This window comes from Bacillus sp. PK6-16 (assembly GCF_056530295.1).
In genome coordinates this window covers 701613-727079 of the sequence record NZ_CP096511.1, presented here as the reverse complement: position 1 = coordinate 727079, position 25467 = coordinate 701613, and the positions used below count along the sequence as shown (strand labels likewise).

The window sequence follows — 25467 nt, the reverse complement described above, 5'->3', positions numbered from 1 at the left end:
GTATGAAAGTAAATCGTTCGCTTCATTACATTTTTTGGCGTTGGCATTTTTATGCTGGGCTTTTTATTACGCCACTTCTTATTACGTTGTCACTGAGCGGAATTGGGTATTTATTTCGGGAGGAAGTTGAAGATTTCATCTATAAAGATTTATATTTTGGGAAGAGTGCTCAAACAGAATCTATTTCGATGTCTGATTCTATTTCCTTAACAGAGAAAAAATATCCACATTATAGCGTGGCGAAAATTAGTGAGTTTAATGGGGATTATAATACGAGACTTACGATTGCAAATGAGTATACTGGACAACAAAAATATGTGTATTTAGATAGTAATAATCAAATTGTTGGAGATCAAAATGCAAGTGAAACGTTTGCCAATATCATGAGGGAATTACATAGTTCTCTTTTAGTTGGCGGCACTATCGTTAACTATACTGTGGAGCTTGCGGCATGCTGGACAATCTTTTTAATCGTAACCGGATTGTACATGAGTATACGCCAATTCAAAAACACACCATCATCCAATAAGCGAGAAAAAGCAAAAAGACGTCATTCTATTATAGGTATTATATTTACAATTCCTCTCTTTCTGCTAGTCGCATCTGGATTGCCATGGTCAGGATTTATGGGGAACCAAATTTATAAAATTGCATCGTCAAATGAATCACTCGGATATCCAAAATTGTACATGGCACCGCCTGAATCAAAGGTAAAAGAATTGCCGTGGGCAACAAGAAAAGAAGCTCCTCCTGAATCGGATTCAAATGAACCGAAAGCAATTTCTGTCCATGAATTACAAAAAGGAATTGAAATAAAGAAGCCATATGTTATTTCACTACCAGCTGATCCAAAAGGTGTATTCACTATTTCGAAATCGAGCGGTTCTGGTATTACAGGTATGCATGTTGCACCAAATGAAGAGATAACAGCTTACTTTGACCAATATAGCGGGGAACTCATTTCCAAAACGGACTATCGTGATTATGGATTACTTGCACAATGGTTCACTTACGGTATCCCACTTCATGAAGGACATTTATTCGGATGGCCAAATAAAATATTATGCTTACTAACGACATTATCTCTACTACTTCTCATTTATTACGGAATAAAAATGTGGTTAGCAAGGAAGCCGAAAGGAAAATTAGCAGCACCACCAAAGCAAAGAGATAAGAAAAGCATAATCGTTTTCTTTATCATGATGGTTATACTAGGCGCTGTCATGCCTTTATTCGGGCTATCTGTTTTAGTGATTTTTGCGATTGAACTTCTTATATATGTATTTTCAAAAATACGATCATAATAAAAAAGCATTTGTACTCTCATGTACAAATGCTTTTTTATTTACTATTTTCTTTTTTTCTACCACTTATTAAAAAGAAAATATCTACTATAATAATCAATGCAATGATAACTTGGGCTACATAATCCATCGTTGTAGGACCACCCGCTTTATTCATCATCATATACGTTCCTGTTACAAATGAAATGGAAAGTAGCAGAAGTAATGTTACTTCAATATTGCCATATAGCTTTTGAAACAATCGCTTCATTTCAATCACCACCTTTACCATATTATAACAAATAAAACCACTCTACATGAGTGGTTTTCTTCATCACTGCGCCGTTTTCTTTCGGTACATCTTCCCGTTCCAATAGAAGAATCGTGAAGTGAGACCACCGTATTTTACAATGCGCCGTGCCATTTTGTGCATATTCTTTTGTGCTGATACTTTTTGATCTGATAAATAAATACCAAGTAACCCTCGGCTTATGAGACGATGAAACTTCGCATGAGGCAAATCACCAATGCTCTTCTCCGCTTCTTCTACAAAGTGTTTCATCCGATCTAATATCGCTTGCTCGTTTTCGTAATAACTACAGAAATTCAAATCTCCGCCTATACGGTCTTCTTCTTGATCAATGAAATAATCAAGTAAGATATGAAGTCCTTGTACGTAAGGGAAGTACCCTTGTCTAATTTTCGCAATATCTTCATCATGTAACTCATCATGAAATGCATATGCTACAAGACAGAAAATTCCAAGTGTAGAACCGGCACATGCTGAAAATTCAAACCAACTCATCTCAGGTAAGTTTTCTTTATGTGCTTCAAACCAATTTTTCAGGCGCGGCTCTCTTTCTTCTAATTTCACGTGTTTATGAATTTGCAAATCACAATAATAACAAGCAAGTTCATGAAGAACAGGAGCAATTTTGTCATAGTGCTTCGTTTTCTTTAAAACATCTTGGCATGTTTCAACAAGTTCATCTAAATAACCACCATCATCTTGATCATCACGATAACGATAATAATTACCGCCACCTTCTACTTCAGGTGATAATGCCATTAACATCGATTCATGCAGTGCGGCAAAATCATTTGGATCAAGTGATGTACTGCGATCACATAAATTATCTAAATAGTCGCTGATCGTTTGATACGCTACGATAAAACGAATACATTCTTCTCGGTGTTCATTTGCTAGCAGAGCTAAAATGCCACCGCCCTCACAATGAAACGTTTTATGCTCAATACTTGCGATTGCCTGACTATGAAGCTCATCATTCGGAATATGGTAGGCACGCTCTTTCCACATCGCTAGCTCATGGTGTACAACCGGAAACACATCACGGTATACTTTCGCCATGAGCGTTATGGGATTACTCGGTACGTTCACTTCTTCCTTCATCTCCTCTATTAAATGTACAAATAATGATTTATTTGTTTGTTTTTACTATATTATTGACATGCATTTCAGTAAATGACTGAATATAACTCAAAATTTCATCACGCTCATACTCATTTAATAACTCGTGATAACAATTCGGCCATTCTTTAAAAGCCTTATCACTTATTTTAACATTATCAAACCAAGTGCGGACACGTGTTTTATCTACAAGTTTATCCTCACAAGCTTGCATTAGCAAGAGCGGAACATCCGGAAAATCATCTATTTTTTTATGAGCAATTTCGATAGACTTAATCAATTCACTATACCAACGTACTGATACTTTGCGCAAGAACAAAGAATCATTCTCCATTGCATCTCTCACTTCGTGGTTACGTGTTGACATTTCCACCGTAAGATTCGTTGCAAATTGCAATTTTGGAGCCACAACATTTAATATTTTTGAAGCAAATTGAAGCGGAGCAGAGGGTCCAGTCACTACCCCTAAACAAGGCGAACTCAAAATAATACCCTCTACATCTTCTCTCTTCGTTTCTTGCATCATACGAATGACAATAAGACCACCCATACTATGACCGAATAGAAAAATAGGTAACCTATACTTTCTTGCTTCTTTCACCCATAGTTTAACTTCCTCTATGTATTCATCAAATGAATCAATATGTCCTCTATTTCTTGAAGTCGTTCCATGTGACGGAAGATCCCCCATCACGACGTGGTAGCCGATATGATTCCACATTTCCGCAACGGCTTCGTAACGTCCGTGATATTCCATTGCACCGTGCACAATAACAATGACAGCCTTTGCTTCCTCCGCTTCATAATTCCACATACGGCTCTCCTCCATTTCACTCTTTCTCATAATTTGATACACTAAAACTAGTCTCTAGGAAAGGAAGACTTTACATGATATATCCTTACAAAGAAAAAAAACCGAAAATTGCGAGTAGTGCTTTTATCGCTGACTATGTTACGATTACAGGCGATGTTTACGTTGGCGAGGAATCAAGTATTTGGTTTAATACAGTCATCCGTGGTGATGTGTCACCAACGATCATTGGAGACCGAGTAAATGTACAAGACCAATGTACACTCCACCAAAGCCCTCAGTATCCTCTTATCTTAGAAGATGATGTTACAGTTGGGCATCAAGTTATTTTACATAGTTGTCATATTAAAAAAGATGCTTTAATTGGAATGGGATCCATTATATTAGATGGTGCTGAAATTGGCGAAGGAGCTTTTATCGGCGCTGGAAGCCTCGTTTCACAAGGAAAGAAAATTCCACCAAACACGTTAGCTTTCGGTCGTCCCGCGAAAGTCATTCGTGAATTAACAGCAGAAGACCGTAAAGATATGGAGCGTATTCGCACGCAATACGTTGAAAAAGGTCAATATTATAAATCATTACAGAGGTAAATTTCCGCTGCCATACGATTGGCAGCTTTTTTTATATAAAATCTAACTTTTTCTTTACAAAACATTATTACTCCCTCAACAAAATCTTATTAAAATAAAAGCTAATATCTCCATATATATGTAAACGAGGGAGGAGAATTTTCATGAAGGTCAGTGGATTATATAAAATAGAATGTTACATTTTCAAAGGAATTAATCGCTACTTTGATCAAAAAACATTAAATATCTTTTTCAGCAATATTACTCATATCGGTGGCGCGACTTTCCCCATCGCACTCACACTTTTCTTTTTGATTTTCGCAAAGGGAACTTTGCATCAAGCTGCAATTGCAACTGCTATTTCTTTAGCAATTAGCCATATTCCTGTACAAATATTAAAAAGATGGTATCCACGAAAACGTCCTTATTTAACAATTCAGGATGCAAAATATCCAGTCCATCCATTAAAAGACCACTCTTTCCCGTCTGGTCATACAACAGCCGTTTTCTCTGTCTTCATTCCATTTATTTGCTATAATCCAAGCTTACTTGCTTTCCTATTACCGTTAGCATTATGCGTTGGTATTTCACGTATTTATTTAGGACTTCACTATCCGTCAGATGTATTCGTCGGTATGTGCCTTGGCACTTGCTCTGGCATCATCTCTTTTTATCAATTCATCCCACTTTTCACATAAAGGAGTGATATGATGAGAGTCGCCATTTTTACCGATACTTTTACGCCACAAGTTAACGGGGTTGCGAAAACGTTAGAGCGATTAACACGATATTTTCAGAAAGAACAGATCGCCTATTCTGTTTTCGCCCCTCAGCATACAGCTGAAGATAATTTTGTAGCGAATGTGAATAAGATGAGAAGTATCCCGTTAACAATATTATATCCAGAATGTCGTTTTTCTTTTCCTACTCCGCGCATTAAACGGGAACTACTTTCCTTTAAACCTGACATGATTCACATTGCCACACCTTTCAACATGGGACTTTGTGGATTGTATTATGCAAAAAAGTTAAACATCCCAGTTGTCGGTTCTTATCATACTGATTTCGATGCCTATTTACGTTATTACAAAATCGAATTCCTCTCCAATATGCTGTGGAACTATTTAAAATGGTTTCATAGTCATATGCAAAAAAATTTTGTACCCTCTCCTGAAACATTACATCAATTAAAACATAAAGGCTTTCAGGCCCTCTCTATTTGGGGACGTGGTGTAGATTGCAATCTCTTTCATCCATCTTACAATACAGACCTATTCCGAAAAAAATATAATATTACAGCGAAGTACGTCCTTTCCTATGTTGGACGGATTGCTCCTGAGAAAGATATTGATACGTTGCAAAATCTTATCGTTAAATCAGCACATACTCGAAGCGACATTCATTGGCTTATAGCAGGAGACGGTCCTCTAGCAACAAGTTTACGTGAAGCTGTTCCGAAAACAAACATCACTTTTACTGGCTATTTACAAAGTGCAGATTTAGCTGAAGCATATGCTTGTTCTAACATAATGGTATTTCCATCAGCTACTGAAACATTCGGAAATGTCGTACTTGAATCACTCGCATGCGGTACACCTGTTATTGGTGCAAATAGTGGCGGGGTTAAAAATATTATTACAGATGGAAAAACGGGAGTTCTTTGTCCGCCTAAAAATGAAGATGCATTTCTATCATCCATTTATTTTTTATTACAAAATGAAGAAAAACTTGAGCAGATGGGAATAGCAGCTTCATCTTTTGCGAAATCAAAGAGCTGGGATGAGATCTTTCGTGGCTTGCTTAACCAATATGAAGAAGTCCTTCAGCATAACGCATCAGAGTTGCTTGCTTAAATAGAAAAACTCCCTTCAAAAAAACGAAGGGAGTTTATTACATGGTCATAAATTTTAGTTTAATAAATGATACATAAGGTTAAGCATTGTTTTATTTCTATATTAATTATATCAAAAATAAACATAACTAAACAAACTTGTAATAAAAACCCATAAAAATTAATATATGGTTATACAGTATTTTAACTGTATAATGATTTTAAGAATTCCCCTTAAAATCAACTTACTCACATACCTTTATACAGCAATTGTTCCCCAATTCTGTATATCAAAAAAACCTTTCATTCATTTGAAAGGTCTTTTTGAGCCTGCCCATATTCTTCTTTCGTATTTACATTTATAAACCAATCCGCATTCGCTTGTACATCTTCTCCAGAAACATACTTCACATTACATTGTGATAAAAGCTGCCCCATACTTCTTTTTTCTTCCTGAAGTAAAGCATAAATCTTTTCTTTCACGCGGTTATGATACGCCGCAAGTAGCGGTTGTTTTCTTCCATTAATAATAGGTACAACCGCATCATATTCATTGTTCGTTTGCTCCAGTAAAATGGTAAACCATTCATGCGAAACATTTGGCGCATCGCAAGGCATAATAGCATACCAATCTGCTTCTATGTATTCCATACCTGATACAATGCCGGCAAGCGGTCCATTTCCTTTATAGTGCGGAATGTCTTCTATAACAGGTACTTGTACGAATTGCTCTACTCGCTCTTTTATATCAGTATGGCTAATTACTACAATGTCTTGCAAAGTATTTCCCATCACTTTCACAATATGCTCAACAAAAGTAGTTCCCTTCCAAATTGCTAACGCTTTCGGCTCACCGAATCTACTCGACATACCACCTGCTAATACAATTCCAGCATACTTACTCATTGGCGATGCAGCTCAAATGTAATATGACCTAATTCCGGTAAAATTAATTTATTCATCGCAAGGCGAACCGCTCCGCTAGACCCTGGCATCGAGAAGACTACTTTGCGCCCAATTGTACCACCAATCGCTCTACTTAACATTGCGCTGCTTCCGATATCTTCTAAATAACTAATCATACGGAACAGCTCACCAAATCCAACAATTTCTTTATCTAATAACGCTGATACTGCTTCAATTGTGACATCGCGTTTCGTAATACCAGTACCGCCATTTGTTAATATAACATCTACATCTTCCTTATGATAACCAGCTAACACTGCTTGCTGGATACTTTCTTTATCATCTTTTACAATTTCATAAGAAGTTACTTTATGTCCCGCTTCTTTTAACAATTCATGTAATAGTTGTCCGCTCTTATCTGTTTCTTCCGTACGTGTATCGGAAATCGTCACGATCTTGCAACGCACTTCTTTTGGAGCTTGTTTTTTATGTTCAGTTACACTCATTTTTTATCTTTCCTTTCTTAAAGACTTTTCTTCATTTTATCATACATACCTTTACACAATTATGTATGAAGCCAATCATGCGCCATGATACAATATAAGTATACTAACCCACAAAAAAGAAAGTGCACTTTCTTATACTCCTAGACTACACATCTTTAGCTACTCTTTATATTTTCTACATAATAGAATTCAATTTTAAAACTTGTACTAAAAAATAAATTGGAGGTCTACATAGTATGGAACTTTATAAAAAATTAACAACAACATTTATCCTCTTATTCATCGCTTCAATCACTGTCGGCTTTTCCTTAAAAGGCGCAATTCCATACGCTACATTAGTAAGCATTATATTCGCGACACTATTTTTACTAAGTAGTGCCTTTTGCGCAGGTAAAGCACGTCAAATGAAAGGTTGATTACATATGTTCCAGAAGAAACCCACCCTTTGTAAATCATGTAAAAAGGAAATACAAACGTATGAAAAGGCATGGATTCATATGCCATTTCCAGCAAGTGGCATGACTAATATGAAAAAGTATATTGAGCTAGATGGCGAAGTATATTGCAAATCATGTATTCAAATTATAAGTAAAACGAAATAAAAAAAGCTTTGCGCTCACCGCGCAAAGCTTTTTTTCATATATTATAGACCAGCTTGCTCTTTTAAAGCTGCTGCTTTGTCTGTACGTTCCCATGATAGATCTACATCAGTACGTCCGAAGTGGCCGTAAGCTGCTGTTTGTTTGTAAATTGGGCGACGTAAATCTAGCATTTTAATAATACCAGCTGGGCGAAGATCGAAGTTGTTACGAACTAGTTCTACTAATACGTCTTCAGATACTTTACCAGTGCCGAATGTATCAACTGAAATTGATACTGGTTGTGCTACACCGATTGCGTATGCAAGTTGTACTTCTGCTTTTTCAGCAAGACCAGCTGCTACGATGTTTTTCGCAACATAACGAGCTGCATATGCTGCAGAACGGTCAACTTTCGTTGCATCTTTACCAGAGAATGCACCGCCACCGTGGCGAGCGTATCCACCGTAAGTATCAACGATGATTTTACGTCCTGTTAAACCAGCATCACCTTGTGGTCCACCAATTACGAAGCGGCCAGTTGGATTAATGAAGAATTTCGTTTCTCCATCCATTAATTCTGCTGGTACTACAGCTTTAATTACGTGCTCTTTTAAGTCGCGATCGATTTCTTCCCATGTAACATCTGGGTGATGTTGTGTAGAAATTACGATAGTATCAACACGTACTGGTTTACCATTTTCATCATACTCAACTGTAACTTGCGTTTTTCCATCCGGACGTAGGTATGATAATGTATCATCTTTACGTACTTCAGTTAAACGGCGAGCTAATTTGTGAGCAAGCGAGATTGGAAGTGGCATTAACTCTTGTGTTTCATTACATGCGAAACCAAACATTAAACCTTGGTCTCCTGCACCAATTGCCTCAATCTCAGCGTCAGTCATTTGACCTTCGCGTGCTTCTAGCGCTTGGTCAACACCCATAGCGATGTCAGCAGATTGCTCATCGATAGATGTTAAAACTGCACAAGTTTCTGCATCGAATCCGTATTTTGCGCGTGTGTAACCAATGCCTTGAATTGTTTCACGAACGATTTTTGGAATATCTACGTAAGTAGAAGTCGTAATTTCCCCCGCTACCAATACTAAACCAGTTGTTACAGTTGTTTCACAAGCTACACGTGCATTTGCGTCTTTTGATAAGATCGCATCTAAAATTGAATCAGAAATTTGGTCACAAATTTTATCTGGATGTCCTTCAGTTACAGACTCAGATGTGAACAGATGACGTTTTTTTGTCATGTGGTAAACCTCCCTACAGTAATTGTATATATTGTACGGAACTCATCCTTAATTTGCCACAAACTGCGACATACATTTATTCTCCCACACAAGCATACAGAAAAACCTTTCCTACTTTACATAGAGGAAAGGTTTAATTTGCTACTTGCATACTGCTTTTTGCCCTTCGCTCTTATCGTTCGAGACCTGTAGCCTCGCACAGGTTTTAGCACCTATTCACCTGTATTTACCACTACAAGTGAGGTTGCTGGGCTTCATCGGGCCTGTCCCTCCGCCAGCTCGGGATAAGAGAGTATCCGTCCCAACCTATACTAAAGAAATGATATTCATTTGTCAATTAATATTCACATTTTCCTGAAAGTTTTTCTCAATACGCCTGAAATGAAATATTAATAGGGAAATAATGCATTCACACAAACAAAAAGAAATAAATAGTATACATTATTTATATAATTGTGTTATACTCTTGTTGGGGATTACGAGAAATATTTCATTAAATGAAAAGGATGGTATATAAATATGAGTACTGTGAATGTCCAAATTGGTTTACACGAATTATTGAACGGAAGCAATGCACAGATTCAACTAAGTGTTCCGCAATTAGTGGAAAAAGTATTAATGCGAAATGAAGGGAAATTAACTTCGACTGGTGCCGTTTCTGCTTCAACTGGAAAATATACAGGACGTTCTCCTAAAGATAAATTTATTGTGAAAGAAGCATCGGTTGCTGACAAAATTGCTTGGGGAGCTGTGAACCAACCGATTTCTGAAGAACATTTTAATAAATTATATACTAAAGTTTTAGAATACTTAAAAGAAAAAGAAGAGTTATTCGTCTTCAAAGGATTTGCAGGCGCTGACCGCAATTACCGCCTACCAATTCAAGTTATTAATGAATATGCATGGCACAATTTATTTGTACATCAATTATTCATTCGTCCAACTGAAGAAGAATTAACAACTCATGAGTCAGGGTTCACAATTGTTTCTGCACCGAACTTCAAAGCTGATCCAGCTGTTGACGGTACAAACTCTGAAGCATTCATTATGGTTTCATTCGAAAAACGTATTGTACTAATTGGTGGTACAGAATACGCTGGAGAAATGAAAAAATCAATCTTCTCTATTATGAACTTCTTACTACCTGAACAAGATATTCTTTCTATGCATTGCTCTGCAAACGTAGGTGAAGAAGGCGACGTAGCACTATTCTTCGGTTTATCTGGAACAGGTAAAACAACATTATCTGCTGATCCAAATCGTAAATTAATCGGTGATGATGAGCACGGTTGGTCTGATAACGGTGTATTCAATATTGAAGGCGGTTGCTACGCAAAATGTGTAAACCTTTCTCACGAGAAAGAACCACAAATTTTCGATGCAATCACATTTGGATCCGTTTTAGAAAACGTTATCATTAATGACCAAACGCGTATCGCGGACTACAACGATACTACTTTAACAGAAAATACTCGTGCTGCATACCCTATGCATGCGATCGACAATATCGTACTGCCAAGTGTTGCTGGACACCCAAATACAATTATTTTCTTAACTGCTGATGCATCTGGCGTATTGCCTCCAATCAGTAAGTTATCAAAAGAGCAAGCTATGTATCATTTCTTAAGTGGTTACACTAGTAAACTAGCAGGAACAGAGCGCGGCGTTACATCTCCGCAAGCAACATTCTCAACTTGCTTCGGTTCACCATTCTTACCACTTGATGCATCTCGCTATGCTGAAATGCTTGGTGAAAAAATCGAGAAACACGATGCGAAAGTATTCTTAGTAAACACTGGCTGGACTGGTGGCGAATACGGCGTTGGTAAACGTATGAACTTAGGTTACACTCGTGCAATGATTCAAGCAGCATTAAACGGTGAACTTGCGAAAACTGAAACAGCTAAACATGACATCTTCGGTCTTGAAGTTCCACTTCACGTACCAGGTGTACCTGACGAAGTGTTAATGCCTGAACAAACTTGGGCTGATAAAGCTGCTTACAAAGCAAAAGCAATCGAACTTGCAAATGAATTCAAAGCTAACTTCAAAAAATTCGACAGCGTATCTGAAGACATTATTAACTTAGGCGGTCCAATCGCTTAAATTAAAACTTTCTGTTGGAATAACCCTTTACTCATATGAATAAGTGTCGTGTAACCGTAAAGTTTCGCGTACTCACCGACAAAACCCAATGCGGCTTAACGGTTACACACACTTACATAAAAAAGAAGCTTACGTGAAAACGTAAGCTTCTTTCTATATCTTATATAAAGTGAAACGCTAATCTCTTCATCTGTGACCTAGATTATAAAATTACAGCTTCGAATATATACATTATATCCCTACTCACTACATCTCTCGGGTTTTACATCGTATGGGGCTAAAAAAGGCCCTGACCGCTTCTATTCGTGACTGGATCATCTATTCCATCTAAAAAGAAGTCTTTTATCTTTTTAGCTCTTTGTTAGTTCTTTCTCATCTTTCATGCTATAGTAACCTAAATTCACAACGATTAAGAAATACCCACCCATAATCCCTACTGCAAACGCCCACATAACCATGTGGTGCTCAATTTCGTACATAATAATAGCACCCAAAATGGCAGCTGCAAAACGGTTAAACATACCGAGTGTCGGTGCTTTCGTCTTCTTTACAATACTATCTCCAAGCTTCTCAATTCTTCTGCCTAAAAGCCAAACGCAATACATACTTACAATAAGCCCAATTCCAGCGCCTAAAAAATGTGCTGAAAACGGTGTTAACATCCAACCTAGTAACAAAATACCTAGTATATAATACGATTGGATTTTAAATGATCTTAGTGACATACTAATCATGCTGTACCTCTCTTCATTCGTTCTTATCTATCCAACAAAAAATTTCTTTCAAATTCATATCCCTTACATTCATTTCATTCAAATTAAAAACAACATAAACAGTATGTTTATGTTGTTTAAATGTTTTTAGAAAATAATATTATACAAGATTTCAAACATCATATTCTCATATTTTGTGACGGTTTTTCAAACTTTTTTCGTCCATTTATGAAAAAAATGATATCAATCTATGAACATACGGATATGATGTAATAAGCACACAAATAAAGGGGGCGTCTAATGATTTATTTTTTAATGGCTCTCATTCACCTCATTATCCCTGCACTTATTGGACTTTCATTGTATTGGTACACGAAAAATCATAGCATTTTTTACGCTGTCCTCGGTGTTCTTCTTCCAGGTATTATTCTTATTACACTCTTCCGTATTCCATTTTTAAACTTAATTCCACTTATTACTGCTATCTTATTTCTCATCTTCTTACCAAAAATAAAAAAATAGGAAAGCAGATCATAGGTGATCTGTTTTCCTATTTTGATATAGGTTCCCCTGCAATAGAATGAACTTTTACTTTCTCCGATTTCACAAACCATAGACCGACAAAAATGATAATTCCACCGATGATTTGTTGAAACGATACATATTCATTTGCCCAGACAGCTGCAAATAGAACCGCTACAAGCGGCGTTATATACATATATACCATCGTATGTGACGCCCCAATTTTTTGAACTCCAACATACCACATTACTAAACCGAATACTGTTACAAAGAAAATAGAATATAGTAAAGCAAATAGTGTCATTCCGCGAGTAATGTGAAATGGCATGACAAACACATGCGGACCACTTAACAATAATAGCGGAATTGCACCCACTAATGCAGACCATGCAGTAACACGTAAAGCTGAATATTTTTTAATTAATGGTCCTGCTAAAACAGGATAAAGCCCCCAGCATATTGATGTAATAAGTCCAATTCCATTTCCATAAAAAGAACTAGTAAGTGAATGTCCTGCTACTAAAACTAATGCTGCACCAACAAAGGCAGTCATAGAACCGATTAACTTTCGAGAAGAAAACTTTTCTTGTTTCAAGAAAATCGCAAATGCAGTTGTAAAAATAGGTGAAATAGAAATGAGTAAAGAGGCATTTGTAGCGGATGTATATTTGACAGTTTCCATAAATAACGTTTGATACAGTACAATACCTACAACGCTAACAATAATTAATCTAGGTATATCCGTTCGCTCCATATAAACCGACTTTTCAATAAAAAAGGTAAGGAGTAACAGAAGCGGTGCCGCCGCCATCATACGAAGTGCAGTAAACTCAATTGCTGTAAATTCTAAAAGTCCATACTTCGCAATTGTATAGTTAATCCCCCAAATAATAACAACACTTAAAATTAATAACTCAATTCCCCATCTTCTCATGCGTATCCCCTCCGCAAAGAAGATTATACAGAAAATTCAATCATATGTACATTTCATTATGTGAAAAAATCTTTTTATTATATGAAACGTTTTGGTAAATGAAATTATATCGGCGATTTTCTGAATATATCGGCGCAACTCCATTTATATCAGCGATTTTTTCAATATATCGACTTATCGACAATAATAGCGACTTATAAAATAAAAAAAGGTGAGTCCAAAATACATTTTGGACTCACCTTTACTATACTCGAACGTGTAATTTCATATTTGGATTATAAAACTGGCTTGGGCTCTTCAACTGAAAAGTTCCTCCACCTTCATGCCAATCAACCGTTAACTTATCGTCCATAAATACAAGCTTTGTACGATCAGCGATAAAATTCATTGTGCTTGATTCAATATCCACATCGCGCTCATCTTTCTCTGCTACAGCTACTAAATCGATGATTCCGCTCATAACACAACCGCAACCTTCATTATCATAAAATAACTTTATATATTTCGCTTCACTTGGAATCGTATCCATAATCTTTTTATATGCTGCTTCTGTTACAGTAACGTACATATGTTAATCTTCATCCTCTCTTCTATTATCATTCATATATTGTATCACCATTTTTCTTAAAAGTTATATACAGAAAATTAAGACTAATATACAATGTATGTGATAAAGTTTCAGCAATCGAGCTTTTATGAGTAGTTCATGCAGGAGAAAGGATGTTTACTATCTGTGTTCAAACTACAACGATATCCCATGTTATTAGGTGTATTTAGTAGTTTCTTCATTTCTAGCGGAATGCTATTACAGCATGTACTTCCCTATTCTCCTTCTATTAGCTCGATTCTAGGTTTTATTTGTTTCCTATCCGCTTCTTATTTTGCTACGAAGAATACAAACAACTCATAAAGCAAGAATCACCTTAAGGAGGATTATCAAACATGCCAGCCTTAAAAAAAATAGAGCAATCACTCGATCACTTATTCCAAATTGAAAAATACGGAAAAGATAGTGCCTTTAGTCGATTTATCCCAGCCGTATATGATCCTATCAAATTTCCTTGGCAACAATTTTTCGAAGCAAATTTTGTAGATTTATTTAACGGCCTTATGATGCACGGATCTGAAAATGTAAACAAAGTATTTTTAGCTGTATTCCCTACAGATGACGTTCTTGAAACATTCATTTCACAATCCACACCCGGTGATTTACTCTTTATGCACCATCCCCTTGTAATGGAGTGCGGTGATCCGCTTGGAAGATCAGGCCGCGGTTTCATACCAATTCCTGAAAAATATTTGCAAGGAATAAAAGAAAAACAACTTTCTATATATACATGTCACGTACCAATGGATTTTCATCAAACACATGGAACGAGTATTTCAATTGCAAAAGCATTAAACGCTACTGTAGTGGACGACTTTGCATATGGAGGTCCAGAACAAGAACCAGTTGGCCTTATTTGTGAAATAGATGAAACATCAACAGAAGCACTCCAAAAACATCTAAAACAACTCTTCCAGATTCCTTACACAGACTTCGAAGGTAAACGACATGATTCCATCAAAAAAATCGCAATTATCGCTGGATGTGGCGATGTTGTATCTTTAATGAAGGAAGCAGAAGAAAAAGGTGCTGAAGCATATATTACAGGAGAAATCCATTGCCATATCGACAATGATTACGGCAGACATAAATACTCGCTCATTATGGATTATGTAAAAGAAACGAATATGTCTCTAATTGGTGTGTCACACTCTGCCTCTGAATATTTAGTGAAAGAGACATTGATGTATGATTGGTTTAAAGAGAATTTTGATGTGGATGTTATTTTGCTTCCTCAGGAAAAATGGTGGCTCTGACACTACTTAATTCTCCTCCCGCTATCTTTTGAAATCTAGACACAAAAGACGATCTGCCACACAAAATTATAGAATTCATAATATATATATTAGTTCTATTTTAAAAACTAGATTTTGAAAATATAGAAAGGAGAACATATATGTACCCACGTAATTGTTTTAGTTGCGATGGCAGACGCAACAGCAGTTCTAACGAAAATACTGGACCCACGGGGAACACTGGACCCACAGGGAACACTGGACCCACGGGGAACACCGGACCCACGGGGAACACTGGACCCACAGGGAACACTGGACCCACGGGGAACACCGGACCCACGGGGAACACTGGACCCACAGGGAACACTGGACCCACGGGGAACACCGGACCCACGGGGAACACCGGGCCTACGGGTAATGCTGGACCTTCCGGAGCTGGTTTCCAAAGTACTACCACCTTTAGTCTAGCAGCGGCTCCCAACTATAAAAAAGGACAAGTTGTCACTTATACGGGCAGTGGCTATGTTGTAAAAAAAGATGCACCTCAAGGGTTTCCTAATATATCTCCAGATTATATCGTATTAATAGAAAGTGGACCTACCGGTAGTACCGGGCCTACCGGCATCACTGGTCCTACGGGGAACACTGGTCCTACGGGCATTACTGGTCCTACGGGATCTGCCGATAGTGCTTCAGCAAAAAGTATTGTTTTTCAAGGAACAAATGCTGGTTTTCAACGTATAGCGGGTTCTCCTGGAATTGACTCCAATGTTATTCCATATGTCACTGCTGGAGCCGGTAGTATAGTTGGCTTTTCTGCGTCTATAAATATAAATAATTTACCTGCTGCTATTTATACGATTAATATTTGCAGAAATGTCCCAACAAACCTCACACCCCCTGCTTCTAGCTACCTCCTATCTACTATTACCCTAACCACTACTGACAAAATTACCGGAACTATGGTATTTTCCATTAAACCAACGGATAGCAGAGCAGGACAAATTCAAGTATTTAATCCTACTCCGGCAGTAGGTCCCGCTGCTGTAACTTGGACTAGTCTTACAACTGGAAACCCAGTTGCAAGAGGAGATGCTATATCCCTTTATATTACCCCTGGAATTACTGCAAGTGCTGTATATTCTATTTTTCTAATTACTGATATATAGCAATTCATTTCATAAAAAAAGACCCGAAATTCGGGTCAACAAATAGGAATATAAATGAACTACAACAAATAACAGACAAAGCCATTATATATTTTTCATAGTAAAACATCCATTATTTTCTTTTTACACTATCAATATATTATTTTTCGTTATCGTCCTCTTTTTTAGAACGTCTACCTAAGAAGAACACAAGAACTAATAATATAATTAACAGTAGTACTCCGCCGATAATGTAATATAGTGTGTGGTCTTTTTTCGCTTCTACCGCTGTATCATTTAACTTATCAGCTGTCTTGCCTTCAATTGTAAATTTTTTCGCCCATTCCCATTTTTGATCGCCATCAGTAGCTTTCACTTCTACTCGGTACGTTCCTGGATCAAATGCTTTGTTTTCCCAGCTAATAGCGTAATCAAAGTTTGAGTTTGGCGCCATTCTTAAATTTTCTTTTTTCGCTTCAAATAAAACGTCCGTACCTTTTTCTTTATATATCTTTGCATCGACACTTAAATTTTTTAACATTGCTGGCTTTACATTTTGTAAATTTGCAGTAACGACGTTACGCCCGTTAATTTGTGTTGGCTTTACTTCGTTTAATTTCATGTCTGGTTTTACTTCAGCATCTGTTTCTTTTAAAACAACACCAATTGCGTATGCATATTTATTTTCAATTTGCACACCTTCATCTTTTTTCTTTGCATTCTCATCTTCTTTTTCTTTAAAGTATAAACCACCTAGAATAACACCATCAAACGACTCACTTGGCATTTCCAAGTTTATATCAACTGTCACTATGCTGTTAGCTGGGACTTTCGTTTCTTTTGGCATTTTAGCAATTTTAGAAAACGGATATTTCAAAGTAGAATCCGTTTTTGGTTCTACTGTACTATAATCTGTAATACCATTGCTATTCGTAATTGCTGTATTAGCAAACGATTCTACCACAACTTCTTTATTCGTATCATTTTTCATTTGGACTTGAATTGTTTGCTTTTGTCCAGGTTGCATTTTCAAATCAAAGTACGTTTGATTTTTATCAATTTGATTTTCTGGTATAACTGCTGTCACAGCGAATTTCATTTCAGCTGCATATACTGAAAAAGCGTTTATCATGAAGAATGTAATTAATAGTAAGCTAGTAAATAGTTTTTTTACCATCTCTTATGTAGTCCCCTTCATATCCATTTTATAGACAAGAAAGAGATAAGGTTAAAGCCATTCCCTTATCTCTTCTCATTTTCCTCTTTTATCTTAAAATTCCTCTTACCTACATAGGAGCGTCTGTTAGCTCCCAAGTTAGTGAAGTTGTGTATTGTGTTTGTTCTTTTTTCGTTTTACCTGGTACAGATAACTCTACGCTTTGTTTCGCTTTTGTTGCATCTTTACCGAACGTATTTACCCACGTACCCATACCTTGGTTTTCTTTTGCATCGATTAAATCAGATGCTGCACCACTTGGATTTAATGTGATAGATTGTTCTGCTGTTGGTGCATCGCTACCTGCATTTGATTTCAAAGCTGAATTTTTTAATGTTAATGCTGCGCCATCCAACGCTTTATCATCTGCAGTTTTGAATTGACCATTTTGTTTTACTGTTAAATGCCATCCTGCATTTGTACCACGGTTATCTGTTACTTGAACGTAGTTTGGCACGTCAATTACAGAACCGTCTACTTTTTTCTTTACTTTATCTAATTCTGCAAAATAGATTTCGTTATTCCCTGATGCTTTTTGTGTTTTAAAGTTGAAGTTAGATACATAATCAATACTTAGTGGACCATCTGTACCTTTTTTATCTGGATCAACTGGATCTACAGTTTCATCTGGATTCTCTGGATTAACAACATCAATTTTATCTGTATTTTTCTCGAATTTAATGAATGCTTTTGAATCTAATTTCCCGCCATCTTTCTCAGCTGCAAATGCAGACGTCCCTACTGATACTGATGATAATGTTACCGCTCCAATTAATGCTAATTTTGCTAGTTTCATAGTTTTATACTCCTTTATTTTTAAAAATTCATTTATTCTTAATTTTCAATCTTACGCAACCTTAGTTTGGTGTATCTTCTAAAGTCCAAGTTAGCTCAGCTGAATATTTCGCACCTTTTTCTTTTGCTGTCGTACCTGGTACGAATAAGCTCACACTCTGTTTACCTTGTTCTGCTCCTTTACCGAATGCAGTCGTCCAATCACCCATACCTTTATTCTTTGCGGCAGTAGTAATTTCCACCGCATCTCCACCTGGAGCTAACGTTACTTTATTTTTAAATGTGGTAGGTGCATATTGTGCATCAGTTACAGAATTTACAGCTGGATTACTTAAGCTTAAAGCTGCATTTGTTAACTCACTATTACCACTTTTAAATTGTGCATTTTGCTTTACTTTCAATTTCCATCCTGCATTTGTACCACGGTTATCTGTTACAGATACGAAGTTAGGTACTTCAACTGTTTTGCTCCCTTGTTTCACTTTGTCCAATTTTGCAAAGTACGTTTGATCATTACCAGAGATAACTTGCTCGCCGAAGTGTAAGTTAGAAACGTAGTTAATACTTAATGGACCTTTTGTTCCTTTTTCATGGTCACCAGGGTTCTCTGGTGTAACTTTTTCATTTGGATTTTCTGGATTGTTTGGATCTGTTGTGCTTGTATCTTCAATAAACGTTACATCTGTTTTAGATTTCATATTTGCTTTCTCTTCCGCAAATGCTGAAGTTCCTACTGCTGCAACTGATGTTAATGACACTGCACCGATTAATGCTAATTTTGCTAGTTTCATATGTACCTTCCCCTTTTCTCTGTTTTCATCTATTTTTTATTTTGAATACACTTGCTTTCCCCTAATTCTTTTGAATGCATATAGAGATAAAACAATCGAAAACAATCCTATATATTGTTTGAAGTCCCGTGTCTGGCCTCCTGTTTTCGGTAAATATTTATCTCCATTTTTATCAACTGTCTCTTTTTTTGTATTTATCTTTGTCGGATCAGTTGATGTATTTGGTGTATAGCTATTCGAAAATGTAATACCTGCTTTTGAATTCGCACTTGTAGCCGTTACTACATTTGCCATAAGAAACGGCACACATATAACTGTGGAAACGATAATACCAACTATTTTTTTCATTACTCTCTCCTTTCTAAAATTTATATATTTCATATATTTTTAGAGAGGAGCATCGGTTAATGTCCATTCTAGCTGTCCGGAATATTTTGTATTTGCTTTGACATTCGGCCCTGGTTTTACTTGTAAATGAATTCCCTCGTTTTCCTTCCAATTTAGTGAAACCTCCTCGTCGTTTTTAGAAGTATACGAGAATGCTTCTATACTAGAAGTACTTAAAGGTGTATCCTTTCCATTTCGTTTGTAAATCAATGCTCCCGTCAATGTGTCATTTTGTGCTGAAGTTAACGGTGTAATTTCCTTTACATATACACTCCATTTTTGCTTTTTAACACGATCATCAGTTACCTTTAAAGAATTTGAAATCGCCTTCGGTGCGTATGTCGTTGTTTTCGATGGAATTGTTAAATCTCCAAAGGTAATTTCTTTTGGTACGTCTACTAACTTTAAAGTACCATCAACAACAGTAACTGGAACTTGAATTTCCGCTTGTACACCTTGCTTCGTTTCAATTACAACCGTTACAGTATGATTCCCTATTATTTTGGTATCCGGAATATTGATTAACTTCACTACTGATATTGGTTTATCTACATCCAAATTCGTATCTACAGATAAATCTGTCACAAATTTAGAAATATCCATTTTTGTTAAATCTGTTCCTTGCACTACTTTTTGTGGGACTGATTTCCCAGTTGGAATACCTTTATACCTTATTTTTGCGATTCCATCTCGATTACTATCTTGCCCATCCTTATCGCCATCTAAATAATTTTTAGCTGACACCGGTATTTCAAGATAACCACCTTTGTAATATTTCATTACATCGGCACCTTTTACAGGAGAACCTGTAATTGTCATCTCGTAAATTTTCCCGTTGAATTCTTCTGTTTTTAGCGCATTTTCTTTCGCAACTGCAGTGACTTTATTGTTTTTCCTATTAATATCAAAGAAGCTACTTACATCATCTCCACTCTCCACATCTTGAATGGAAACATCATTCACAGTAAAATCCTTATTCACTTCACTTTCTAATACAAAAGATTTCGCATAGTGAATATCTTTCGATTGAGCAGGCATATTTTGATATACCTTATAAGAAAGTTGACGGGAATTATCTTCCACAATATCTCCTATTACACTTGGAGCTGGAATTTCAATTTGTGTGATCGCTAATTGGTCGTATGCTACATTAACACCTGAAGCATTTAATCTAACTTCTAGCGGTAATTCTGTTAAATTATCAAATGTAATTGTCATATCTGCTTCTGGAGTAGCTACTGGGCCTGCTGTTCCAGAAAACTCTATTTTATTATTCCCTTTATCTTGATACCTAATTGAACTCGTATCATACACGTATAAATTCGTTAAATGACTACCATCATTACGCAACGTAACATTTTTATAACTATTTATCCTTTTAAAATTCCACATTGCCGTTAATGGTACTTTTTTACTTGTTCCGTGCTCATAAAATTCAAAGGAAGCATTATAAGTTTGTCCTGACCTTCCGTTCCCATATAATTGTAAAAAGTTTTTTGCATCACCTTTAGTTATTGGTGTTTTAACATCTACAGACGAAGCTGTCATAGAGTGAATATTAATACGGACATCAATCCATTTCCCTTGATATTCACCAGCTTTTTTTACTAATACGTACTGTTCTCTATTTGAATTTCTAAATGTATATTGACTTTGACCAGTTCTGTCATCGCTACTACCCTTTACCTCATATGTTACTTGTGGGCTCCAAACAAATCTAAAAGCATATTTACCCGAGATAGAAGGCCCTTCACCTGTTCTATTATTTATTACCTTTACATTTGGATATTTAAGAATACTTGTAACAGGACTAGCAGCTAGTAGAGATTGGCTCTTTAATATCTTCTCAGCTTGAATAGCAGGTAATTCCTGATTATTTTCGTTGACCTTATTGCTCTCTTTTAATTCATTTTCCTTTGATACGAGTTCTTCATTAACCTTTTCTTTCGCTAAAGTCTTCGTTTCTTTTGGAATTTCAGCATTAGTAGCATTTATTTCTTGTTTTTTATTTTCTTCCAATACTTTCACTTTTTCACTGATTTCTTTTTTCGCAACTTCCTCTGAAACCTTTGGATTTTCATCAGAAATAGCTACATGTAAAGCCTCTTTTTTCTCTCCAACATGCAGAGAAGGAGATTCAATTTTCTTTTCATTCCCTTCAAACTTCACTATCGGTTCAAATTTGTACTCTCCAGCTTTTTTCATTTGAATGACTACATATACGTCACCGATAGAATTACTTTGTTCATTCTTTTCAATTTTTACAATGTGATCTTCTGTTACTGAAATGTTTTGAATCGCTTTATTGTTTTCATTCATTTTTTTCGTTTCTGCTTCATTAAACAGCTGCTCATTAGATAATTTCAGCTCGATATTAGCATCTTGTTTATTTGTATTTGTGATCTTTAATACTACATCTTCATCAACTTTTATTTCTTGTTTATCCATATGAACGATAAAACGTCCTTGCTCGTCGTTTGTAACCGCATAAACTTTCGTTGCAGAGTAGTCTAGCACACCAACTTGTGTAAATAATATTCCTCCAGCGAGAAGTATACGCCCAAATTTCCCTATTTGTTTTTGCAATGTACTTCCCTCCCTTGCTTCCTGCATACCGAATATTTCGAACATTGAATTTATTTTCTAGCTAAATTTACAATCATAGTGTATATTCCTAGAAAATAAAAAGCCTGGTTGCCTTTTGGATTTTCATACATCACAACATGTGTGAAAATCCAAACTGCAACCAGACTATCATAGTAATTTTCATTACCTTAGACTCTTAGCTTTGCGACCTATCCTTTCGAATAGTATGCCCATTTATTTTTTCTTTTTGAGACAATAAAAAAATCCGGTTGCCTCTTCGATTTTCATACATACAACTATGTGTGAAAATCCAAACTGCAACCAGACTATCATAGTAATTTTCATTACTTTAGACTCTTAGCTTTGCGACCTATCCTTTCGAATAGTGTGCCAAATATAGGTATTTATTTATCGTGTTTTGAATATACCATTAAAACCCAAAAAAGAAAATAGTTTTTTTAGAAAAAAACTATTAATTTTTATAATCTAAATTTTCTCTAGGAAATCCATATTGAAAACTTTCAAAAAACATTTTGATGTTAGAAACACATCATACATTCTTTATCGATAAAATGAGATTTTTACTATACACAAATAGCGAGATAAAATAAAAAACATCACTTCCAAATAAGTGATGTTTTTGTAGTTAATGCAGTGGTAACATAACCTCAACTGTCGTTCCAACCCCAACTTCACTTTCAAAACTCATTTTACCGTTGTGGTCTTTAATAATTTTTTCTGTAACTACTAAACCTAGACCAGTTCCTGTTTCTTTCGTTGTATAAAAGGCTTCATTTAACTTTGGAATTTTATCTTTCGGAATGCCGCATCCCTCATCTTTCACTTGAACGATGATTCCATCTTTTACAGTAACTTTAATCGTAATTGTTCCGCCAACTGACATTGCTTCAATTGCATTTTTGATTAAATTAAAAAAGACCTGTTTTAATCGTTTTTCATCACATATAATTGATGGTAAGTCTTTACTGTAAATACCTTGTATGTAGACTCCTTGTTTTAAAGCTGGCTTTTCCATAACTCGAATAACATAAGAGATAATTTCTTGTATGTTATGAGTTTCTGATTCTAGTGATTTAGATTTCTCAAATCCACTAAGTTCTGTAGCAATTATATGAATCCGATCTACTTCTTGTTTCATAATATCACTATAAATTTTATCCTCTGGATGCTTGTCTGCTTGTTTATTCACAAGTTTTTTTAAGTTTGCTAAAGGTCTTCTAATCTTATAACCAATAACCGTTGCCATCTTTCCAACAGCTGCTAGTTTTTCTGTCTGTTTTATTTCTTTGTCCATCATCTCAAGCGTACGAACGTAAGACTGAACCCTTAAAAATATAATCCAACATATGATAGTAAATACGCTATATAATGCCATTGGGATTAAAACGAGAGAAGATTGAATAATGATTCCTGTAAGAGCATACTTTCCGATAAGTATCGCTGGAACTAACCAGAAATATCTTTTATTCACAAAGATTGGTGCAAACAAAATAAAAAATCCTTCTACTATATTTCCACCGTCAAATTCTGCATCGCTACCATAATAAATCATAATGTTATGGATACAATCTAATACATTATAGCCAATTAGAATAATATACTTTACCGCAAAAGCATTCTTCCATTTCATAAAGTATATTCCAATGCAAAACAATACCACCATCAAAAAGTAAAGCCATAAACCTAAACCATCTTCAAACTCTCCTACACCTTCTTGCTCTCCACCGATTAACGGTACGATAAATTCATAGGCAAGATCATATACGAAAAATATAATAAAAAATAAACTTAAAAATGCTTTCAGCGCCTTTATTTCTTCATTTTTAAATATATAGCCTTTATTCATATGGTAACTCCTAGCTTTTCTTCCACTTGGATTTCAGTATTTCCACACTTCCTTGGGAGAATGATGTCTATTCTCGTTCCAGAATCTTTTTCACTTGAAATATGCAACTCACCAAGGTGCTCGGCGACAATTCGATTCGCTACCGTCAGTCCCAGACCAATTTTATCTTGTTTCGTTGTATAAAAGGCCTCTGTAACACGGGGTAAGTTTTCTTGCTTAATACCATGACCATTATCGATCACACTGATCATTACATATTCTTTCCCTTTATTTTCTAATTGTAAATGTAATATGCCACCTTGTCCCATTGCCTCTAAAGCATTTTTTATCGTATATAAAAAGACTCCTCTTATTTTTCGTTCATCACATTCAACTTCTATTGTTTTTTCTTCCACATTAGAAATAAACTGAATGTTTAATTCATCTATTTTTTCACGAAGACTTGTTATTACTTGTAATACAATTTTTCCTACATCATGTTTCTTATAAATAGAAGGTTTGCATGTAGCAACTTCCATTAACTCACTTATCATATTATTCATATTTTCTATTTCAAAAATCATACGTTTATAAATAGGATCCTCTTCATGCTTCTCTCGTTGTAATTGCGTAAATCCTTTTAATGAAGCGAGTGGATTTTTAATTTCATGTCCAACAGTCGCTGCCATTTTTCCGATTACTGCTAATTTTTGTGATTCACTAGCAATCGCAATACTTTCCTTTACAGCTGAAAGATATTGTAAAAATCGGTTTAAAATGATATATGCAGCTATTAACATAAGTGTATACATAATAAGGAACATAAATGCTTTTACTTCCTCTAATACAAATAAATAAATTAAATATTTTCCTACAATAGAGGAAAGTAAAAATACATAGAGTTTTTTATTTAAAAATATAGGTACAAAGAAAATGAGAATAATTTCTATTATATTTGTCGCATCAAACGCCGCCTTATTATAAAAAACATACGAAAATATATTAGCGAGTTCTATCCCTATGTATGCAAATATCCATGCATATTTAACAAGGTTTGCCTTCTCTTTTTTCATTAAATATATATTTGCGCACAGTATTGCTACTCCGCAAATAACTTGCCATATTATTTTGTATCCCTTATCCATTATTGATTTATCTTCTAATACGATTGCATAGAAAATTTGATATACAATAACAATGACATATAACACCCATAAAAGGATTTTTGCATTTCTTTCTTCTTCTTTATATGATAAAAAACTTTCTTTCACTTCAACACCCCTTCAAAATAATATCTCGAAGAATACCATTTATTATAATAAATGATTTTCATAGACAAACAAAGATAAATCGAACATTTGAGGAAAATCATGCCAACTATGCAATATCTTCATGCTATATAC

General features: G+C 35.6%; 26 protein-coding genes and 3 riboswitches. Of the genes, 10 read left to right on the top strand and 16 right to left on the bottom strand.

Annotation, left to right across the window (positions count from 1 at the left end):
- The first annotated feature begins 2 nt into the window (after nucleotides 1–2).
- A complete protein-coding gene (locus M1D66_RS03700; protein ID WP_000867824.1) occupies nucleotides 3–1304 on the top strand; it encodes a PepSY-associated TM helix domain-containing protein in 1302 nt (433 codons plus the stop codon).
- 37 nt (nucleotides 1305–1341) lie between these two features.
- On the opposite strand, the gene M1D66_RS03695 is transcribed toward M1D66_RS03700, so the two are convergent.
- From M1D66_RS03695 to M1D66_RS03685, 3 genes are read right to left on the bottom strand one after another with little or no spacing between them, the layout of a single operon-like run.
- A complete protein-coding gene (locus M1D66_RS03695; RefSeq protein WP_157414617.1) occupies nucleotides 1342–1575 on the bottom strand; it encodes a hypothetical protein in 234 nt (77 codons plus the stop codon).
- Nucleotides 1576–1617: 42 nt separating this feature from the next.
- The gene (locus tag M1D66_RS03690; RefSeq protein ID WP_001102461.1) at nucleotides 1618–2682 is read right to left on the bottom strand and encodes a tetraprenyl-beta-curcumene synthase family protein; all 1065 of its coding nucleotides are present in this window, start codon (nucleotides 2680–2682) and stop codon (nucleotides 1618–1620) included.
- Nucleotides 2683–2722: 40 nt separating this feature from the next.
- Complete coding sequence (locus tag M1D66_RS03685) at nucleotides 2723–3526, bottom strand: alpha/beta hydrolase (RefSeq protein WP_000267421.1); 804 nt, start codon at nucleotides 3524–3526, stop codon at nucleotides 2723–2725.
- Between the two features lie 74 nt (nucleotides 3527–3600).
- On the opposite strand from M1D66_RS03685, the gene M1D66_RS03680 reads away from it, so the two are divergent.
- The 3 genes from M1D66_RS03680 (at nucleotide 3601) to M1D66_RS03670 (ending at nucleotide 5945) form a co-directional block, all read left to right on the top strand.
- The gene (locus tag M1D66_RS03680; protein ID WP_000640189.1) at nucleotides 3601–4113 is read left to right on the top strand and encodes a gamma carbonic anhydrase; all 513 of its coding nucleotides are present in this window, start codon (nucleotides 3601–3603) and stop codon (nucleotides 4111–4113) included.
- Nucleotides 4114–4256: 143 nt separating this feature from the next.
- Complete coding sequence (locus M1D66_RS03675) at nucleotides 4257–4790, top strand: phosphatase PAP2 family protein (protein ID WP_086386055.1); 534 nt, start codon at nucleotides 4257–4259, stop codon at nucleotides 4788–4790.
- 12 nt (nucleotides 4791–4802) lie between these two features.
- Nucleotides 4803–5945, top strand: a complete 1143-nt coding sequence (locus M1D66_RS03670; protein WP_001261648.1) for a glycosyltransferase family 4 protein — start codon at nucleotides 4803–4805, stop codon at nucleotides 5943–5945.
- 281 nt (nucleotides 5946–6226) lie between these two features.
- Here the strand turns inward: M1D66_RS03670 and M1D66_RS03665 are convergent, their stop codons facing one another.
- Both M1D66_RS03665 and M1D66_RS03660 read right to left on the bottom strand, forming a co-directional pair.
- The gene (locus M1D66_RS03665; protein ID WP_000049595.1) at nucleotides 6227–6829 is read right to left on the bottom strand and encodes a molybdenum cofactor guanylyltransferase; all 603 of its coding nucleotides are present in this window, start codon (nucleotides 6827–6829) and stop codon (nucleotides 6227–6229) included.
- Nucleotides 6826–7335 (bottom strand): MogA/MoaB family molybdenum cofactor biosynthesis protein, encoded by a 510-nt coding sequence (locus M1D66_RS03660; protein ID WP_000117123.1) that lies wholly within the window; start codon nucleotides 7333–7335, stop codon nucleotides 6826–6828. The genes M1D66_RS03665 and M1D66_RS03660 overlap by 4 nt, the downstream gene beginning before the upstream one ends.
- A gap of 236 nt (nucleotides 7336–7571) precedes the next feature.
- Between M1D66_RS03660 and M1D66_RS03655 the strand changes: the two genes are divergently transcribed.
- The gene (locus M1D66_RS03655) at nucleotides 7572–7751 is read left to right on the top strand and encodes a hypothetical protein (RefSeq protein ID WP_000424797.1); all 180 of its coding nucleotides are present in this window, start codon (nucleotides 7572–7574) and stop codon (nucleotides 7749–7751) included.
- 6 nt (nucleotides 7752–7757) lie between these two features.
- Nucleotides 7758–7937: a hypothetical protein gene (locus tag M1D66_RS03650; RefSeq protein WP_000486786.1), complete on the top strand. Its 180-nt coding sequence runs from the start codon at nucleotides 7758–7760 to the stop codon at nucleotides 7935–7937.
- A 41-nt stretch (nucleotides 7938–7978) separates the two neighbouring features.
- On the opposite strand, the gene metK is transcribed toward M1D66_RS03650, so the two are convergent.
- Complete coding sequence (gene metK, locus M1D66_RS03645; RefSeq protein WP_000163123.1) at nucleotides 7979–9178, bottom strand: methionine adenosyltransferase; 1200 nt, start codon at nucleotides 9176–9178, stop codon at nucleotides 7979–7981.
- A 169-nt stretch (nucleotides 9179–9347) separates the two neighbouring features.
- Nucleotides 9348–9469, bottom strand: a riboswitch (SAM riboswitch).
- 228 nt (nucleotides 9470–9697) lie between these two features.
- Between metK and pckA the strand changes: the two genes are divergently transcribed.
- The gene (gene pckA / locus M1D66_RS03640; RefSeq protein ID WP_000108815.1) at nucleotides 9698–11284 is read left to right on the top strand and encodes a phosphoenolpyruvate carboxykinase (ATP); all 1587 of its coding nucleotides are present in this window, start codon (nucleotides 9698–9700) and stop codon (nucleotides 11282–11284) included.
- 350 nt (nucleotides 11285–11634) lie between these two features.
- Here the strand turns inward: pckA and M1D66_RS03635 are convergent, their stop codons facing one another.
- Nucleotides 11635–12018 carry an ATP synthase subunit I gene (locus tag M1D66_RS03635; RefSeq protein ID WP_000624926.1) on the bottom strand — a complete coding sequence of 128 codons (384 nt, stop codon included), beginning with the start codon at nucleotides 12016–12018 and terminating at the stop codon, nucleotides 11635–11637.
- Nucleotides 12019–12297: 279 nt separating this feature from the next.
- Between M1D66_RS03635 and M1D66_RS03630 the strand changes: the two genes are divergently transcribed.
- Complete coding sequence (locus tag M1D66_RS03630) at nucleotides 12298–12519, top strand: hypothetical protein (RefSeq protein WP_000639042.1); 222 nt, start codon at nucleotides 12298–12300, stop codon at nucleotides 12517–12519.
- A 28-nt stretch (nucleotides 12520–12547) separates the two neighbouring features.
- On the opposite strand, the gene M1D66_RS03625 is transcribed toward M1D66_RS03630, so the two are convergent.
- Together M1D66_RS03625 and M1D66_RS03620 are read right to left on the bottom strand one after the other, a co-directional pair.
- A complete protein-coding gene (locus tag M1D66_RS03625) occupies nucleotides 12548–13453 on the bottom strand; it encodes a DMT family transporter (protein ID WP_001255418.1) in 906 nt (301 codons plus the stop codon).
- Between the two features lie 244 nt (nucleotides 13454–13697).
- The gene (locus M1D66_RS03620) at nucleotides 13698–14021 is read right to left on the bottom strand and encodes an iron-sulfur cluster biosynthesis family protein (protein WP_000289570.1); all 324 of its coding nucleotides are present in this window, start codon (nucleotides 14019–14021) and stop codon (nucleotides 13698–13700) included.
- Between the two features lie 374 nt (nucleotides 14022–14395).
- On the opposite strand from M1D66_RS03620, the gene M1D66_RS03615 reads away from it, so the two are divergent.
- Nucleotides 14396–15316 (top strand): Nif3-like dinuclear metal center hexameric protein, encoded by a 921-nt coding sequence (locus M1D66_RS03615; RefSeq protein ID WP_001111122.1) that lies wholly within the window; start codon nucleotides 14396–14398, stop codon nucleotides 15314–15316.
- A gap of 140 nt (nucleotides 15317–15456) precedes the next feature.
- Nucleotides 15457–16464: a collagen-like protein gene (locus M1D66_RS03610; RefSeq protein ID WP_242554996.1), complete on the top strand. Its 1008-nt coding sequence runs from the start codon at nucleotides 15457–15459 to the stop codon at nucleotides 16462–16464.
- 139 nt (nucleotides 16465–16603) lie between these two features.
- Here M1D66_RS03610 and M1D66_RS03605 read toward each other — a convergent pair whose 3' ends face one another.
- From M1D66_RS03605 to M1D66_RS03575, 7 genes are all read right to left on the bottom strand, one after another.
- Nucleotides 16604–17620, bottom strand: a complete 1017-nt coding sequence (locus tag M1D66_RS03605) for a WxLIP family cell surface protein (RefSeq protein WP_086386053.1) — start codon at nucleotides 17618–17620, stop codon at nucleotides 16604–16606.
- A 109-nt stretch (nucleotides 17621–17729) separates the two neighbouring features.
- Nucleotides 17730–18455, bottom strand: coding sequence for a WxL domain-containing protein (locus M1D66_RS03600; RefSeq protein ID WP_086386052.1), 726 nt, complete (start codon nucleotides 18453–18455; stop codon nucleotides 17730–17732).
- Nucleotides 18456–18516: 61 nt separating this feature from the next.
- Nucleotides 18517–19245 (bottom strand): WxL domain-containing protein, encoded by a 729-nt coding sequence (locus tag M1D66_RS03595; RefSeq protein ID WP_000761534.1) that lies wholly within the window; start codon nucleotides 19243–19245, stop codon nucleotides 18517–18519.
- 36 nt (nucleotides 19246–19281) lie between these two features.
- Entirely contained in the window at nucleotides 19282–19593 is a 312-nt protein-coding gene (locus tag M1D66_RS03590; protein WP_086386051.1) for a cell wall anchor protein, read from the bottom strand.
- A gap of 39 nt (nucleotides 19594–19632) precedes the next feature.
- Nucleotides 19633–22218 carry a WxL domain-containing protein gene (locus M1D66_RS03585; protein WP_086386050.1) on the bottom strand — a complete coding sequence of 862 codons (2586 nt, stop codon included), beginning with the start codon at nucleotides 22216–22218 and terminating at the stop codon, nucleotides 19633–19635.
- A gap of 152 nt (nucleotides 22219–22370) precedes the next feature.
- Nucleotides 22371–22459: riboswitch (cyclic di-GMP riboswitch) on the bottom strand.
- Nucleotides 22460–22531: 72 nt separating this feature from the next.
- Nucleotides 22532–22620, bottom strand: a riboswitch (cyclic di-GMP riboswitch).
- A 244-nt stretch (nucleotides 22621–22864) separates the two neighbouring features.
- Nucleotides 22865–24085 carry an ATP-binding protein gene (locus M1D66_RS03580; RefSeq protein WP_001032627.1) on the bottom strand — a complete coding sequence of 407 codons (1221 nt, stop codon included), beginning with the start codon at nucleotides 24083–24085 and terminating at the stop codon, nucleotides 22865–22867.
- A complete protein-coding gene (locus tag M1D66_RS03575; RefSeq protein WP_242554995.1) occupies nucleotides 24082–25335 on the bottom strand; it encodes an ATP-binding protein in 1254 nt (417 codons plus the stop codon). The genes M1D66_RS03580 and M1D66_RS03575 overlap by 4 nt, the downstream gene beginning before the upstream one ends.
- Between the last annotated feature and the right edge of the window lie 132 nt (nucleotides 25336–25467).

What these genes read in the sequence shown, in the direction of transcription:
- M1D66_RS03700 (WP_000867824.1), top strand. Translation starts at nt 3, where the DNA reads ATGAAAGTAAATCGTTCGCTTCATTACATTTTTTGGCGTTGGCATTTT.
- M1D66_RS03695 (WP_157414617.1), bottom strand. Translation starts at nt 1,575, where the DNA reads ATGGTAAAGGTGGTGATTGAAATGAAGCGATTGTTTCAAAAGCTATAT.
- M1D66_RS03685 (WP_000267421.1), bottom strand. Translation starts at nt 3,526, where the DNA reads ATGTGGAATTATGAAGCGGAGGAAGCAAAGGCTGTCATTGTTATTGTG.
- M1D66_RS03680 (WP_000640189.1), top strand. Translation starts at nt 3,601, where the DNA reads ATGATATATCCTTACAAAGAAAAAAAACCGAAAATTGCGAGTAGTGCT.
- M1D66_RS03675 (WP_086386055.1), top strand. Translation starts at nt 4,257, where the DNA reads ATGAAGGTCAGTGGATTATATAAAATAGAATGTTACATTTTCAAAGGA.
- M1D66_RS03670 (WP_001261648.1), top strand. Translation starts at nt 4,803, where the DNA reads ATGAGAGTCGCCATTTTTACCGATACTTTTACGCCACAAGTTAACGGG.
- M1D66_RS03665 (WP_000049595.1), bottom strand. Translation starts at nt 6,829, where the DNA reads ATGAGTAAGTATGCTGGAATTGTATTAGCAGGTGGTATGTCGAGTAGA.
- M1D66_RS03660 (WP_000117123.1), bottom strand. Translation starts at nt 7,335, where the DNA reads ATGAGTGTAACTGAACATAAAAAACAAGCTCCAAAAGAAGTGCGTTGC.
- M1D66_RS03655 (WP_000424797.1), top strand. Translation starts at nt 7,572, where the DNA reads ATGGAACTTTATAAAAAATTAACAACAACATTTATCCTCTTATTCATC.
- M1D66_RS03650 (WP_000486786.1), top strand. Translation starts at nt 7,758, where the DNA reads ATGTTCCAGAAGAAACCCACCCTTTGTAAATCATGTAAAAAGGAAATA.
- metK (WP_000163123.1), bottom strand. Translation starts at nt 9,178, where the DNA reads ATGACAAAAAAACGTCATCTGTTCACATCTGAGTCTGTAACTGAAGGA.
- pckA (WP_000108815.1), top strand. Translation starts at nt 9,698, where the DNA reads ATGAGTACTGTGAATGTCCAAATTGGTTTACACGAATTATTGAACGGA.
- M1D66_RS03635 (WP_000624926.1), bottom strand. Translation starts at nt 12,018, where the DNA reads ATGATTAGTATGTCACTAAGATCATTTAAAATCCAATCGTATTATATA.
- M1D66_RS03630 (WP_000639042.1), top strand. Translation starts at nt 12,298, where the DNA reads ATGATTTATTTTTTAATGGCTCTCATTCACCTCATTATCCCTGCACTT.
- M1D66_RS03625 (WP_001255418.1), bottom strand. Translation starts at nt 13,453, where the DNA reads ATGAGAAGATGGGGAATTGAGTTATTAATTTTAAGTGTTGTTATTATT.
- M1D66_RS03620 (WP_000289570.1), bottom strand. Translation starts at nt 14,021, where the DNA reads ATGTACGTTACTGTAACAGAAGCAGCATATAAAAAGATTATGGATACG.
- M1D66_RS03615 (WP_001111122.1), top strand. Translation starts at nt 14,396, where the DNA reads ATGCCAGCCTTAAAAAAAATAGAGCAATCACTCGATCACTTATTCCAA.
- M1D66_RS03610 (WP_242554996.1), top strand. Translation starts at nt 15,457, where the DNA reads ATGTACCCACGTAATTGTTTTAGTTGCGATGGCAGACGCAACAGCAGT.
- M1D66_RS03605 (WP_086386053.1), bottom strand. Translation starts at nt 17,620, where the DNA reads ATGGTAAAAAAACTATTTACTAGCTTACTATTAATTACATTCTTCATG.
- M1D66_RS03600 (WP_086386052.1), bottom strand. Translation starts at nt 18,455, where the DNA reads ATGAAACTAGCAAAATTAGCATTAATTGGAGCGGTAACATTATCATCA.
- M1D66_RS03595 (WP_000761534.1), bottom strand. Translation starts at nt 19,245, where the DNA reads ATGAAACTAGCAAAATTAGCATTAATCGGTGCAGTGTCATTAACATCA.
- M1D66_RS03590 (WP_086386051.1), bottom strand. Translation starts at nt 19,593, where the DNA reads ATGAAAAAAATAGTTGGTATTATCGTTTCCACAGTTATATGTGTGCCG.
- M1D66_RS03580 (WP_001032627.1), bottom strand. Translation starts at nt 24,085, where the DNA reads ATGAATAAAGGCTATATATTTAAAAATGAAGAAATAAAGGCGCTGAAA.